We start from the raw sequence: 13,833 nt of genomic DNA, 5'->3' as shown, positions 1-13,833 counted from the left end.
GCGGACAGCCGCGGAGGCGGACAGCCGCGGAGGCGGACAGCCGCGGAGGCGGACAGCCGCGGAGGCGGACAGCCGCGGAGGCGGACAGCCGCGGAAGCTGTAGGGCCGTGGAAGCTGCGGGGTCCGCGGAAGTTCCTGCGGCGTCGGACACGACGGCAGGGCAGCGGTGGCCGCCGGACGCGGCGAGCGGGCGGGACGCCAACGCGTCCCGCCCGCTCGTCGGTTGAGGCCACCGCTTGAGGCCACCGGCTCAGGCCCTCGCTCGATGCCATCGCTCACGTGGCCGTCGTACGGCCCAGTGGGACCCCCACGGCAGTACCGCGCCGCGAGCGACCGTCGACCGTCCGCTCCGGCCGGCCCGTGCCGAGGAGCTACGAGGCAGCCACCGGATCCACCGGGTCCGCAGGATCGACCGGCGGGTCGGAGGGCTCGGCACGCCGCTCGGCGGTGTTCTCGTCCGTCACGGCGACACCGCGGCGCTTGGAGAGGTAGACGGCGCCGACGACGACCGCCACGGCGACCAACGAGACCACCACCCGCACGCCGACGTTCTTGTCCTCGCCGTAGCTGAACTGCACCACGGCCGGCGCGATCAGCAGCGCCACCAGGTTCATCACCTTCAGCAGCGGGTTGATCGCCGGGCCCGCGGTGTCCTTGAACGGGTCGCCGACCGTGTCGCCGATGATGGTGGCCTCGTGGGCCTCGCTGCCCTTTCCGCCGTGGTGGCCGTCCTCCACCAGCTTCTTCGCGTTGTCCCAGGCACCGCCCGAGTTGGCGAGGAAGACCGCCATCAGGGTGCCGGCGCCGATCGCGCCGGCGAGGAACGCCGCCAGTGCGCCGACCCCGAAGGTGAAGCCGACCAGGATCGGCGCCATCACGGCCAGCAGCCCCGGAGTCGTGAGCTCCCGCAGCGCGTCCTTGGTGCAGATGTCCACCACCCGGCCGTACTCGGGCTGCTCGGTGTGGTCCATGATCCCCGGACGCTCCCGGAACTGGCGCCGCACCTCGAAGACGACCGAACCCGCGGAGCGGGAGACGGCGTTGATGGCGAGCCCCGAGAACAGGAACACCACCGCGGCGCCGAACATCAGCCCGACCAGCGTGCTGGGCTGGGCGATGTCCACGAGCTCCAGCATCTTGCCCGCGCTCTGGTCCGCGTCGGTGAGCGCTTCGGCCAGCTCGGTGCGGTACGAGCCGAAGAGCGCCGCCGCGGCGAGCACCGCCGTGGCGATGGCGATGCCCTTGGTGATCGCCTTGGTGGTGTTGCCCACCGCGTCCAGGTCGGTGAGGACCTGGGCACCCGCGCCCTCGACGTCGCCGGACATCTCCGCGATGCCCTGCGCGTTGTCCGAGACGGGTCCGAAGGTGTCCATGGCGACGATCACACCGACGGTGGTCAGCAGTCCCGTCCCGGCCAGCGCGACGGCGAACAGCGCCAGCATCACCGTGCCGCCGCCCAGCAGGAACGCGCCGTAGACGCTCAGCCCGATCAGCAGCGCCGTGTAGACGGCCGACTCCAGGCCGATGGAGACGCCCGAGAGCACGACCGTCGCCGGTCCCGTGAGGGAGGTCCGGCCGATGTCCCGCACCGGCTTGCGGGTGGTCTCGGTGAAGTAGCCGGTCAGCTGCTGGATGACGGCGGCGAGCACGATGCCGATCGCGACGGCCACGACGGCCAGCATCCGCGGGTCGCCGCTGTGCCCGAGGATCTCCTGCGCGTCGTCGCCCGAGACGCCCTTGAGATCCGCGTAGCTGGAGGGCAGGTACGTGAAGGCGGCGATCGCCACCAGCGCGAGCGAGATCACGGCCGAGATGAAGAAGCCCCGGTTGATCGCGGTCATGCCGCTGCGGTCGGCGCGGCGCGGCGCCACGGCGAACACCCCGATCATGGCGGTGATCACCCCGATGGCGGGCACGAGCAGCGGGAACACCAGCCCGTCGTTGCCGAAGACGGCGGTGCCGAGGATGAGCGCGGCCACCAGCGTCACGGCGTACGACTCGAACAGGTCGGCCGCCATGCCGGCGCAGTCGCCGACGTTGTCGCCGACGTTGTCCGCGATGGTGGCCGCGTTGCGCGGGTCGTCCTCCGGAATGCCCTGCTCGACCTTGCCGACCAGGTCGGCGCCCACGTCGGCGGCCTTGGTGAAGATCCCGCCGCCGACCCGCATGAACATCGCGATCAGCGCGGCACCGAGGCCGAAGCCCTCCAGCACCTTGGGCGCGTCGGCCGCGTAGACGAGCACCACGCAGGCGGCACCGAAGAGCCCGAGCCCGACGGTGAACATTCCGACGACACCGCCGGTGCGAAATGCGATCTTCATCGCCCGGTGGGAAACAGCGGTCAGATCGCCGGACGCCTCTTCCGCGCCCGGTGCCGGAGTCGCCTCACGGGCCGCGGCGGCCACGCGCACATTGCTGCGCACCGCGAGCCACATGCCGATATAGCCGGTCGCCGCCGAGAATCCGGCACCGACCAGGAAGAACAACGACCGGCCGATCCGTTGCTGCATATCGTCGGCCGGCAACAACATGAGCAGGAAGAAGACCACCACCGCGAATACCCCGAGGGTACGCAGCTGCCGCGCCAGGTAGGCGTTCGCGCCCTCCTGCACGGCAGCGGCGATCTTCTTCATGCTGTCGGTGCCCTCGCCCGCGGCGAGCACTTGTCGTACCAGCACCATGGCGACGCCGAGCGCTGCGAGCGCGACAACCGCGATCACGATCGCGAGTCCCCGATTGCCACTGGTCAGCTCTGCGGCGTCCGCGAGGTACTGGGGTTGGTGGAGTGGGCTGAGATGCCCCGCCATTCGTCCTCCTTGACGTTTGGCACATGGGCGCGCGCAAGCACGCTCAGGCGTCCTGCTGCAAAGATGTGGACGGATTGTAGGGAGCGCCACTAGATCAAAACAGAGCGCAGCAGCGAGAATTCGCCGGGATCGGCGAAGATCAGCCGCACAGGAGGTGGATGATTCGCTCGCACGAGGGAATCCGCAAATTCAACTGACCCCGGGAAAACGATCTATCGAGTGAACGAAGAGGTCCGGTACAACCGGTTTAATGGCTGGTCAGAAATATCGGACCAGATCTTCGGAAGATCTGAAATGAAGATCACGAAAATCGGTACGGACGAGTGAATCGAAGATCGAAAGACCGCTCGGGATGTGGCGGGCCACGACGGGTGGGGATGTGGAGGTCCGGAAAGTTTTCCGGGGAGGAGGGGCCCAGGGAGCCGGAGACGGCTCCGGTTCGACTCGGTGTGCCGTCCGTCAGCGGTCCCGGGATCCGGCCCCCGGCCCCCGGCAGGCGGCCGGTGGCCGGTGGCCGCCCCACGGCCGGTACCCCGGGCCCGGCGCGGCAGCCCCGGGAGACGTCAGGAGAGCCCGGGTTCAGGCGTAACGGGTCAGGGCACGGATCCGCCTCGGGACGGTCGGAGGATCCGGCTCGGGGCGATCCGACGGCCGCTGTGTCCTTACCCGCACCCGTGCCCGCACCGGCCTCCGGCTCGGGGGGGGCGAACGTCTCCCCATGGTCCGGGACGACGCAGAGGCGAGGGGCCCGGCGAGAAGGGGACACTGCGCCACAAAAGCACGGGTTCCGGCTCGAATGATCTCGAACCGCACGGCTCCGGCCCGGCGGAAAGCAGCTCCGACCCGGGCAAAGAGCGGCCCCGGCCGTGCAGGAGCGGTCCCGGCCCGCGCAGGAAGCGGTCCCGGCCCCGGCCAGAAAGCGGCCCCGGCTCGTGCAGGAAGCGGTCCCGGCCCGGGACCCGGCAGCCCAGCACCCAACGGGACCAGCCCCGGGCGAGGACAAGCCCGGCTCCCCGGCAAGGTCAAGCGGACTTCCGGGTGAGGCCAGGGCCGGTCCGGGCAAGAACACAGTCGCGCTCCGAGCCGAGGAAGAGACCGCCCCTCCGGGCGGAGACAAGCCCACCCGGGTGAAGGCAAGCCCGGTTCCCGGGCCGAGAGGCCATGGGCAGGCCCGGTTCAGGGGAGGACGGGCTCCGTCGTGGGCCAGCTCATGCGGATCACGCCGCCGTTCTCGTCGGTCGTCACCTCGACGTCGTCCACCAGCCCGCTGATCACCGCGAGCCCCATCTCCCCGTCGCCCTCGTCCTCCTCGGGGACCGGTTCGGGGATCTCGTCGCGGGCTCCGGGCATCAGCGCCCCCTCGGCCTCCACGAGCCCACCGGACGCGCCGCCGCCGGGACCGCTGCCGTTCCCGGCGGCCTTGGCATCGGCTGCGGCGCCGTTCTGCGGTGCCGCCGAGGCCCCGGCGCCGAGCGTGCCGCCGGGCAGCGAGAAGCGCCGGTGCGGCGCCTCGTCCCCGACTTCGATCGAGAACTTCTTCTCGTCCTCGATGAGCGACACCCGCACCGGGCTGCTGAGGCCGTGACTCATGTGCAGTCCGACGGCGCGGGTGCACGCCTCGCCGACGGCCAGCCGCACCTCGTCGAGCACGGCTTCGTCGACGCCGGCCCGCCGCGCCACGGCGGCAGCCACCAGCCGCGCCGTTCGGACGTGCTCCGGCAGCGCACTGAAGAGCAGCTCAACGGTGGCCATGCCATCCCCCTCGGTCTTCCCTGAAAGTCTGCGATGTCCGTCCGAGGACTCGGAGAGCCGGGCGCCGGCGCCCATGCGCCAGTCGGCCGATGAGCCGCCGGTCCGCCCCGCTGGGGGACGGACCGGCGGTCCGGCATGTCAGTCAGTGGCCGCTACGGCCTCGTCGACCGAGGAGTGGATCGGGAACACCTTGGTCAGACCGGTGATCCGGAAGATCTTGAGAATGCGCTCCTGGTTGCAGACCAGGCGCAGCGAGCCCTCGTGGGCACGCACCCGCTTGAGCCCACCCACGAGCACGCCGAGCCCGGTGGAGTCGAGGAAGTCGACGCCCTCCATGTCCACGACGAGGTGGTAGCTGCCGTCGTTTACGAGCTCGACCAACTGCTCACGCAGTTTGGGCGCGGTGTATACATCAATCTCGCCACCGACCTCGACGATCGTGCGATCGCCTACGGTTCGGGTCGACAGGGACAGGTCCACGGATCCTCCAGCACCTTGCTATCGAGCGGTCAGCCCCCTCGGTTCTCCCTCCCCCTGCCCTGACGGAGGGAGGTACCCCCAAAGGCAGGGGACGGATCGGCAGCCGCAGAGGCATTCAATCACTTACCAGCAGGCGGGGACGACGCCTTGCGGTCATTGTCCGCCTCGCCAGTGACACACTCGGTACCGATGGCCAACGAACAGCACACCCGGTCCGCGAGCGTACGCCCGCGAGTCGAGCCGCACAGCTCGGCCTCCCGCGGCGACCCTCGCGACGTGCTCGCTCGTCTCACCAGGGGGCCGGACCGCGCCGGGCGTGTCACCCATACGGAGCACTTGCCCCCGCGAAACGGTCGCCATGCAGAATGGCCCGACCGGATCCGGCCGGAAGTGATCGATGCCGTGCAGCAGACAGGCATCGAGCGCCCCTGGGAGCACCAAGCCCGCGCCGCCGCACACGCCCTCGACGGCGACTCCGTGATCATCGCCACAGGCACGGCCTCCGGAAAATCCCTTTCCTACCTCGTCCCCGTGCTCAGCACGCTGCTGGACGGTTCCGAGACCCCGAACGGACGCGGCACCACCGCGCTGTACCTCTCGCCCACCAAGGCGCTCGCGGCGGACCAGCGGCGCGCCGTCACCGATCTGGCCTCTCCGCTGGGCACCGGAGTGCGGGCGGCCGTCTTCGACGGCGACACTCCGGTGGAAGAGCGCGAATGGGTGCGGCTGTACGCCAATTACGTGCTGACCAACCCGGACATGCTCCACCGCGGCCTGCTGCCCGGCCACAGCCGGTGGTCGTCGTTCCTGCGGGCCCTGCGCTACGTGGTCGTCGACGAGTGCCACACCTACCGCGGCGTCTTCGGCTCCCACGTGGCCCAGGTGCTGCGGCGCCTGCGCCGGGTGTGCGCGCGCTACGGCTCCGAACCGGTCTTCCTGCTGGCCTCCGCCACCGCGGCGACGCCCGGCGAGGGAGCGGCCCGGCTGACCGGTGTGCGCCCGGTCGAGATCACCGAGGACACCTCCCCGCGAGGAGAGACCGTCTTCGCTCTGTGGGAGCCGCCGTTGACCGAACTGGAGGGCGAACGCGGCGCCCCGGTCCGCCGCACCGCCACCGCCGAGGCCGCCGAGCTGCTCACCGACCTGGCAGCCCAGGAGGTACGTACCGTCGCCTTCGTACGCTCCCGCCGCGGCGCCGAGCTGATCTCCCTCATCGCCCAGGACCGCCTCGCCGCCCTCCCCGCGCCCCGCCGCCCCGGCCCGGCCGGGAGCCCGCCGTCGGCGGGCCGCCACACCGCCGCGACGCCGAGCAGCCGGCGGACCGGGGAACCCCGCGGCGCCGGGGACCCGGCACCGGGCGCGGAACGGCAGGCAGGGCTGTCCGCGCGGATCGCGGCCTACCGGGGCGGCTATCTGCCCGAGGAACGGCGCGCGCTGGAGTGGGCGCTGCACACCGGCGAGCTGCTGGGGCTCGCCGCCACGAACGCGCTGGAACTCGGCATCGACATCTCCGGGCTGGACGCCGTCCTCATCACCGGCTATCCCGGCACCCGCGCGTCACTCTGGCAGCAGGCCGGGCGCGCGGGCCGGGCCGGTCAGGGCGCGCTGGCCATCATGATCGCCCGGGACGAGCCGCTGGACACCTATCTCGTCCACCACCCCGAGTCCGTCTTCCACACCCCGGTCGAGTCCACCGTCCTGGACCCGCACAACCCCTACGTCCTGGCGCCCCACCTGTGCGCAGCCGCAGCCGAGCTCCCGCTCACCGAGTCCGACTTCGCCCTCTTCGGACCGGAGACACCGGAACTGCTGGGCAAGCTCGAAGAGCGCAAGCTGCTCCGGCGCCGCAGCTCCGGCTGGCACTGGACCCGCAAGGAGCGGGCCGCCGACCTGACCGACATCCGCGGCAGCGGCGGAAAGCCGGTGCAGGTGGTGGAGGACGGTACGGGGCGGCTGCTGGGCACCGTCGACGCCGGTGCCGCGCACACCACCGTCCACGAGGGCGCAGTCCATCTCCACCAGGGCCGTACCTACGTGGTGCGCCGGTTCGACCTGGAGGACTCCGCCGCGCTCGTCGAGGAGGCGTCGCCGCCGTGGACCACGATGGCGCGTGACACCACCTCTCTCGCCGTGCTGAAGACCGAGGCCGAGCACCTCTGGGGCGACGCCCGGCTGTGCTTCGGATCCGTCGAGGTCACCAACCAGGTCGTCTCCTATCTGCGCCGCCGCCTGCTGACCGGCGAGGTCCTCGGCGAGACGAAGCTCGACCTGCCGCCCCGTATCCTGCGCACCCGCGCGGTGTGGTGGACCGTCACCGAGGACCAGCTCGACGCCGCCCGGATCGACCCGGAGATCCTGGCCGGGTCGCTGCACGCCGCCGAGCACGCGGCCATCGGCATGCTGCCGCTGTTCGCCACCTGCGACCGCTGGGACATCGGCGGTGTCTCCATCGCCCTGCACCCGGACACTCTCCTTCCCACCGTCTTCGTCTACGACGGCCAGCCCGGCGGGGCCGGCTTCGCCGAGCGGGCGTTCCACACCGCGCGCGGCTGGCTGACCGCCACCCGCGACGCCATCGCCGCCTGCGAGTGCGAGGCGGGCTGCCCCTCGTGCGTCCAGTCGCCCAAGTGCGGGAACGCCAACGACCCGCTCCACAAGCGCGGCGCCGTCCGGCTCCTCACCGAGCTCCTCCGCCCCGCCACCTGAAACCGCCGGGCCGCCTCCTCCCGGCACCTCTCCGACCCTCCCTTTCCCCTGCCGCCTTTCCCCGGCCCCCTGGCCTCTGTCCTCCCGCCCCGGTACCTCCGCCCGGCTCTCGGCCGCTCGCAACGGCTCCGGCAGGGCACGCTCCGCGCCCGGACTTCCTTCACCTCGGCCGCCCATTGAGGGGGCGACACGGGAGGGAACGGAGAACCCGGTGAACGAAGGACCCGCGGACGGCGCGACGGACGAACGAACGAGAGCGGACGCAGGACGGACGCAGGACGGACGCGGGACCGACGACGCCACGATCGGTGAGCCGACCGACGGGGTCAGCGGGCCCTAGACGGCCGTCGACCGTCGGCCGTCGACCGTCGGCCACCGGTGGACGGGCCGGTGGCGCCGGTGGGCAAGTCCGCTGTCGGGAGGTCGGCCGGGCCCGCACGGGCCCGCGCATGCGCCGTGAAGGGGCCCCACCGCAGTCGGGTCTCCAGATCCGCGATCTCGCCCCGGACCGTGCAACGCGCCACCCGCGTGTGCTGGGCCCGGGCCACCTGGCGGGCCGTCGCGCAGGCCCGGGCCTGGCCCGCCAGCGCACGGTCGGCCGCCGCGAGCGCCGCCAGATCGGCGGCGGCGCCCGCCCGGTGGCGTACCCAGACCGCCTGGCCGAACCCCAGCACTCCCGCGAACACGCCGCACAGCACCACGACGCTCAGCGCCGCCCACACCGAGGCCGACCCCCGGTCGTCACAAGACCCCGCTGCCACCCGCCCTCCTCTCGTCCAGCGCGACCGCCTCCGAGCTCAGCTCCACGGTCAGCGGGCCGGGACCGACCGTTCGCGCCCGCACCGCGACCCGCACCAGTTCGCCCTCCCGCGCCGTCTCCACCCGAGCGCCGGGCGGAGCCGCCGCCCGCGCAGCCCGCCGGACGTCCTCCGCGGGTTCGCCGCGGGCAGCCGCCCGTGCTCCGGCCCGCGCCGCGTCCACGCACTGGATCCGGGCCACCGCGGCCATCAGCCCCCACAGCAGCCCGGCCACCAGGAGCACCAGCGCCGGGATCACCACGGCGGCCTCCGCGGTCACATATCCGGCGCATTGATCGGTCCTCTGCGGCCACCGCCCACCGCCCACGCCGAGGACCTGGCCCCACCGGCGGCGGACGAGTTGCCCGCGGCCGGGCTCCCGCCCCGGGCACTGCACCCGGTCAGAACGGCGCACTGAGCGCCCGTTCGACGAGACTCTGCAACTGGGCGCTCACCGCACCGCTGGTGACGACCTTGTAGAGCACTGCGGCCAGCGCGACCGCTGCGAGCGTGCCCATGGCGTACTCGGCCGTACTCATCCCCCTGTCTCCGCCGGGGCGCCGGAGCCTCGCGCGCTCCCACAACCGGCGCAGCCTCGCGACTCCTGTCATCCGCTCGTTCTCCCTCACCCGATGTCCTCTCTCGATGTCCTCACTGAACGAGCCGCTCCAGACCGCGACCGGCGCCGAACGCCGCCGCTCACCACAGCGACCGGGCGAGCCCCAGCAGCACGGGCACGACTCCGACCGTCAGGAACGCGGGCAGGAAGCACAGCCCCAGGGGTCCGGTGACCAGCACCGCCGCCCGTCTCGCCCTGCTGCCCGCGGCCCGGGCCCGGCTGCCCCGCAGCTCGGTGGCAAGCCGGGCGACGGACTCGACCGCGGGTACTCCGGCCGCTCCGGCACGCTCCATGCACCGGGCGAACTCCACGCCCCAATGCCGCTCGGCGAACCGCCCCCACACCAGTGCGGGTTCGGCGCCCAGGCGCAGCTCCACGGCGGCTCGTGCCAACCGTGTCCCCAACGGGCCGCCGACCGAGCCGCCGACGGCCTCCGCTGCGCGGCCGGGACCGGCCCCGGCCGCCAGGCAGGCCGCCATCAGCTCGGCGACCAAGGGGAGCTGCTCCTCTTCGGTTCGCTCCGTGCTGCTCCGGGGATCCTGGGCGGCGGCCCGCCGCCGCAGCAAGCGCCACGTCCCCCAGCCGGCCGCGCCACCCGCAAACCATCCGGCCGGGCCGCCGACCAGCAGAAGTCCCAGTACCCCGACGCCCGTCGAAGCGGCGCCCTCGCGCACCTGCCTCGTCCGCAGCCTCTCGGCGCAGCGCTTCCCGGCCTGCGCCCGCCGACCCGGCGGCCAGGGACCGGCCCTGCCCGGATTCCCCTCCGCCGGGACTCCGCACACGAGGTGTGCGCGGCGTCGCACGGCTCCTTCCGTTCTGAGCATCCCCAGCGTTTCCGCCACGCACCACGCTGCCGCCAGCGTCCCCGCGGCAGCCGGGACCCATGTCCACACCCTGGGGACAACTTCGACCCACCCGGCGCTCACATCGACCAGCTCCTGCCGGGCCGTGCGTCCCGCTCCACCTCGGGTGCGGGCGGTGCGCCGCCGGGTTCCGCTGCACCCTCGGCGGCGCGCACGATGCGGGCGACCCACAGCAACCCGGCCCACTCCAGCAGTGCTCCGACGACGAGGCAGCCGAAACCGGTCGGCGTGTGCAGCAGGATCCAGAGCGGATCGGCGTCCATGGCGGTGCCCAGGGCCAGCCCGAAGACCGGCAGCAGCGCCAGCACCAGGGCGGTGGAGCGGGGCCCGGCCAGTTGCGCCCGCAGTTCCGCACGTTGTTCGCCTTGGGCGCGCACCGCTCCGGCCACCCGTTCCAGCCCCTCGGCCAGCCCTGCTCCGCCTTCGACCGCCACCTGCCAGCAGGCAGCCGCCCCGGCCAGTCCCTCCGCTCCGGGCAGCAACGCGGCCTCGCGCAGCGCCGCCGGTACGTCGCCACCGAACCGGGCCGCGGCGAGCACCGCTGCTCCTGCGTCCCCCAGGCACCGCAGTGCTGCACGGTCGACAGCCAGCAGCGCGCCGTCCGGCTGCCTCCCGGCCCGCAGCTCGCCCGCCACCGCCACGCACAGCCGCACCGCAGCGGTCTCGCGCTCCTGGGCCAGCCGCCCCGCAGCACGCCGCCGCAGCCACCGCCGGGCCAGGGGAACGGCGGCGAGCCCGGCCACCAACGGGATCCAGGACCGGCCCAGCAGCGCCACCAGCGCGCCTGCGAACAGGCACCACCACTCGTGCCCGGCCCGCACGGCGAAGCGTGCACGGGCCGCCGCGGCGGCTTCCCGCCAGCGGTCCGGCGGGGAGACGGCGGAGCGCCGCGCCCGAGCCTCCGCTCCGCTCGCGAACAGCAATCCGGCCCGCCGACCGCCTTCGTGGCGCCCGGTCAGCAACCAGGCCGCTGCCCCCGCGCAGACCGCTGCGGCGTACGCCGCTGGGGACGCCGCGGGTTCGATTCCGGCCGCCACGGCTGCTGTGCAGCTCATCGCGGGCTCCTCTCCACACGCCAGGAACCGGGCAGTGGCACCGGAGCGGGCACGGCACCAGATACGGCAGGGAGCGGTCCGCGGGCACGTTCCCCTACGGGAGCGACACCTCCGGGGAGGCCCATGCTCTTGCCGGGCAGGCCATCCCCGTCCAGCCCGCCGCCGTCCGTGTCGTCGCCGTCCGTTCCGTCGGCACGGCGCCGCAGGCACAGCTCCTCCAGCCGTGGCCAGCCGCGCGCCCGGACGAACCCCGTTCCAGGGCCGCGAGGACCGTCCGCTCCCGGACCGTTCCACACGGCGGCCGGTACCGTCGCCACCAGACCGGCCGCATCCCGCTCCAGCACGTGGATCTGCGCGATCCGCCGCCTGCCGTCGCGCCCCCGGACCACGTGCACGATCAGGTCCAGCGCCGCCGCCAACTGGCTGTGGAGCGCCGCCCTGTCGAGGCCCGCGGTGCCGGCGAGGGCTTCCAGCCGGGCCGGAACGTCCGCGGCGGCGTTGGCGTGCACGGTGCCGCACCCGCCCTCGTGGCCGGTGTTCAGGGCCGCCAGCAGGTCGGTGACCTCGGAGCCCCGGACCTCGCCCACGACCAGGCGGTCGGGCCGCATGCGCAGTGCCTGCCGCACCAGATCGCGCAGTTCCACCTGGCCTACGCCTTCCTGGTTGGCCGGGCGTGCCTCCAGGCGCACGACATGGGGATGGTCGGGGCGCAGTTCGGACGAGTCCTCGGCCAGGACGATGCGTTCGTCGGGGCCGACCAGCCCCAGCAGCGTGGACAGCAGTGTCGTCTTGCCGCATCCGGTGCCGCCGCTGACGACGAAGGAGAGGCGGGCGTCCAGGACGGCTCGCAGCAGCCGTTCCCCGCCCGGCGGCACCGTCCCGGCGGTCACGAGGTCGGCCAGGCTGAAGGCACGGGGGCGCACCACCCGCAGGGACAGGCAGGTGCAGCCCACGGCGACCGGGGGCAGTACCGCGTGCAGTCTGGTGCCGTCCGGGAGCCGGGCGTCGACCCAGGGCCGGGCGTCGTCGAGTCGGCGCCCCGCGGAGGTCGCCAGCCGCTGTGCGAGCCTGCGCACGGCGGCGGCGTCGGGGAAGCGCACCCGGGTCAGCTCCAGGCCCCGGCCCCGGTCCACCCAGACCTGGTCGGGTGCGGTCACCAGCACATCGGTGGCCTCGGGGTCCGCCAGCAGCGGTTCCAGCGGGCCGACGCCGACGAGTTCGGAGCGGAGGGCCTCCACGACGCCCAGTACCGCGCTGTCGCCCATCAGCCGCCCCTGGGCCCGCAGTGCGGCGGCCACTCCGGCGGGTGTCGGCTCGGCGCCCGCTTCGGCGAGGGTGCGCCGCACCGAGTCCAGCAGCCGGGTGCCTGCGTTCCTCGCGCCCGCGCGGGGTGCGGCGCCCGTCGTCGGCGCGGCCTCTCGCGCGCCGTCGTCCTGCGCGGTCATGCCGCCGCTCCTGCTCCGCTGAGCACCTGCTCCCAGAACTGCCCGCAGAAGCGGGCCAGGGCGCCGTCCTTCGCGGAGCCGGGCGGCCTGCCACGGTCGACGTCCGCGAGCAGTCCGCGCTCCCAGGGCAGCTCACCGGCCAGCGGAATTCCCAGCAGCCGGGCGACCTCCGTGTCGTCGAGTCCGGTGTCGTGCCGGTCGCGGCGCCGGGGGCCGCCCGGGGGGCGTACCACCGCCCGCAGGTCGCGGACCACCAGTCGGGTACGGGCGGCCACGCGGTGGGCCGCGGCGACCGCGCGCAGTTCCGCGGGGACGACCGCCAGCCCGAGGTCGAGCTGCACCAGTGCTTCCGCGACCGCCGCGTCCACCTGCCGGGGCAGGTCGACGACGACCACTCCGCCGCGCCGCCGCGCCGCGGAGAGCACCGCCTTCATGGCGTCGGCGGGAATCAGGGCCCGCTCGCCCCGGTCCCAGCTGAGCACGCTCAGGTCGTGCGAGCGGGGCAGCGAGTCGGCGAGGGCCGCGCCGCCGACCCGGCCCCGGGATTCCGCGAAATCGGGCCATCGCAGCCCCCGCGTCCGCTCCGCGCCGAGCAGGATGTCCAAGCCGCCGCCGAGCGGGTCGGCGTCGACGAGCATCGTCCGCTGCCCGGCGGCGGCCGCCGTGACCGCCAGGGCGCACGCCAGGGTGGAGGCCCCGGCTCCGCCCCTGCCGCCGATGACTCCCACGGTCAGCGCGGTACTGCCGACTCCTTCCAGGGCGTCGGCGATGCGGCCCGTCAGCCAGCTCTCCGCGTCGGGCAGCAGGGCGACGCTCTCCGCGCCGACCCGTACACCGCGCTCCCAGACGCCGGGATCGTCCCAGTCCCGCCCGATCAGCAGCACCCCGGGCCGCCGCGGAACCGGTCCGTCCACGCCCGGCGTGCCGTCTTCGGAGGCGCCGCCGAAGCCGGAGGCACCGGCGCAGTCGTCGCCGACGAGCACCAGGGGCGCCCGTTCCCAGGAGGCGGCACCGCTCCAGGACGCCCATCCCGCCCCGCGCGACGGGCCGCCGTGAGCGACCTGGGGCTCCGTCCCGGCGGCTGCGCACAGTCGCAGTAGGTCATCGAGGAGTTCCTCGTCCTCGGTGACAATCAGAATGTTTTCGGCCACGCTCCGGGCCCTCCCCGTCAGTTGGGCACTCGCGTCCGCAAACGCCTGCGGACACCGACGGGATTCACGGTGCAGCGAACCGGAAAATCTTGTGGATCATGGTCGAAAACTGTGGACAACCCAGAGACTGTGAATAACTCACTCACCCAAACCAGTGA

11 protein-coding genes are annotated in these 13,833 nt (G+C 73.4%); 1 reads left to right on the top strand and 10 read right to left on the bottom strand.

Going from position 1 to position 13,833, the window contains the following annotated elements:
• Positions 1-371 precede the first annotated feature (371 nt).
• The 3 genes from BMX65_RS25960 to bldG form a co-directional block, all read right to left on the bottom strand.
• A complete protein-coding gene (locus BMX65_RS25960) occupies positions 372-2,807 on the bottom strand; it encodes a sodium-translocating pyrophosphatase (protein WP_075002787.1) in 2,436 nt (811 codons plus the stop codon).
• A gap of 1,176 nt (positions 2,808-3,983) precedes the next feature.
• The gene (locus BMX65_RS25955; protein WP_075002786.1) at positions 3,984-4,559 is read right to left on the bottom strand and encodes an ATP-binding protein; all 576 of its coding nucleotides are present in this window, start codon (positions 4,557-4,559) and stop codon (positions 3,984-3,986) included.
• Between the two features lie 138 nt (positions 4,560-4,697).
• The gene (gene bldG, locus BMX65_RS25950; RefSeq protein ID WP_016473000.1) at positions 4,698-5,039 is read right to left on the bottom strand and encodes an anti-sigma factor antagonist BldG; all 342 of its coding nucleotides are present in this window, start codon (positions 5,037-5,039) and stop codon (positions 4,698-4,700) included.
• Between the two features lie 189 nt (positions 5,040-5,228).
• On the opposite strand from bldG, the gene BMX65_RS25945 reads away from it, so the two are divergent.
• On the top strand, positions 5,229-7,745 hold the full coding sequence (locus tag BMX65_RS25945) for a DEAD/DEAH box helicase (RefSeq protein WP_239502157.1): 2,517 nt from the start codon (positions 5,229-5,231) through the stop codon (positions 7,743-7,745).
• Between the two features lie 326 nt (positions 7,746-8,071).
• Here BMX65_RS25945 and BMX65_RS25940 read toward each other — a convergent pair whose 3' ends face one another.
• From BMX65_RS25940 to ssd, 7 genes are all read right to left on the bottom strand, one after another.
• A complete protein-coding gene (locus tag BMX65_RS25940) occupies positions 8,072-8,506 on the bottom strand; it encodes an Rv3654c family TadE-like protein (RefSeq protein ID WP_079172091.1) in 435 nt (144 codons plus the stop codon).
• Entirely contained in the window at positions 8,487-8,822 is a 336-nt protein-coding gene (locus tag BMX65_RS25935) for a TadE family type IV pilus minor pilin (protein ID WP_079172090.1), read from the bottom strand. Before BMX65_RS25935 ends, BMX65_RS25940 begins: the two co-directional genes overlap by 20 nt.
• A 121-nt stretch (positions 8,823-8,943) precedes the next feature.
• The gene (locus BMX65_RS25930; protein ID WP_275435221.1) at positions 8,944-9,126 is read right to left on the bottom strand and encodes a DUF4244 domain-containing protein; all 183 of its coding nucleotides are present in this window, start codon (positions 9,124-9,126) and stop codon (positions 8,944-8,946) included.
• A 115-nt stretch (positions 9,127-9,241) separates the two neighbouring features.
• Positions 9,242-9,655 (bottom strand): type II secretion system F family protein, encoded by a 414-nt coding sequence (locus tag BMX65_RS33720; RefSeq protein ID WP_239502155.1) that lies wholly within the window; start codon positions 9,653-9,655, stop codon positions 9,242-9,244.
• Between the two features lie 428 nt (positions 9,656-10,083).
• The gene (locus tag BMX65_RS25920; protein WP_075002783.1) at positions 10,084-11,079 is read right to left on the bottom strand and encodes a type II secretion system F family protein; all 996 of its coding nucleotides are present in this window, start codon (positions 11,077-11,079) and stop codon (positions 10,084-10,086) included.
• Entirely contained in the window at positions 11,076-12,524 is a 1,449-nt protein-coding gene (locus tag BMX65_RS25915) for a TadA family conjugal transfer-associated ATPase (RefSeq protein WP_075002782.1), read from the bottom strand. Before BMX65_RS25915 ends, BMX65_RS25920 begins: the two co-directional genes overlap by 4 nt.
• A complete protein-coding gene (gene ssd / locus BMX65_RS25910) occupies positions 12,521-13,675 on the bottom strand; it encodes a septum site-determining protein Ssd (RefSeq protein WP_107437576.1) in 1,155 nt (384 codons plus the stop codon). Before ssd ends, BMX65_RS25915 begins: the two co-directional genes overlap by 4 nt.
• Positions 13,676-13,833: the final 158 nt, after the last annotated feature.

It is taken from the genome of Streptomyces qinglanensis (assembly GCF_900111245.1).
GTDB lineage: Bacteria > Actinomycetota > Actinomycetes > Streptomycetales > Streptomycetaceae > Streptomyces > Streptomyces qinglanensis.
The sequence above is the reverse complement of the archived record's forward strand: the minus strand, read 5'-3'. Positions and strand labels throughout refer to the sequence as shown.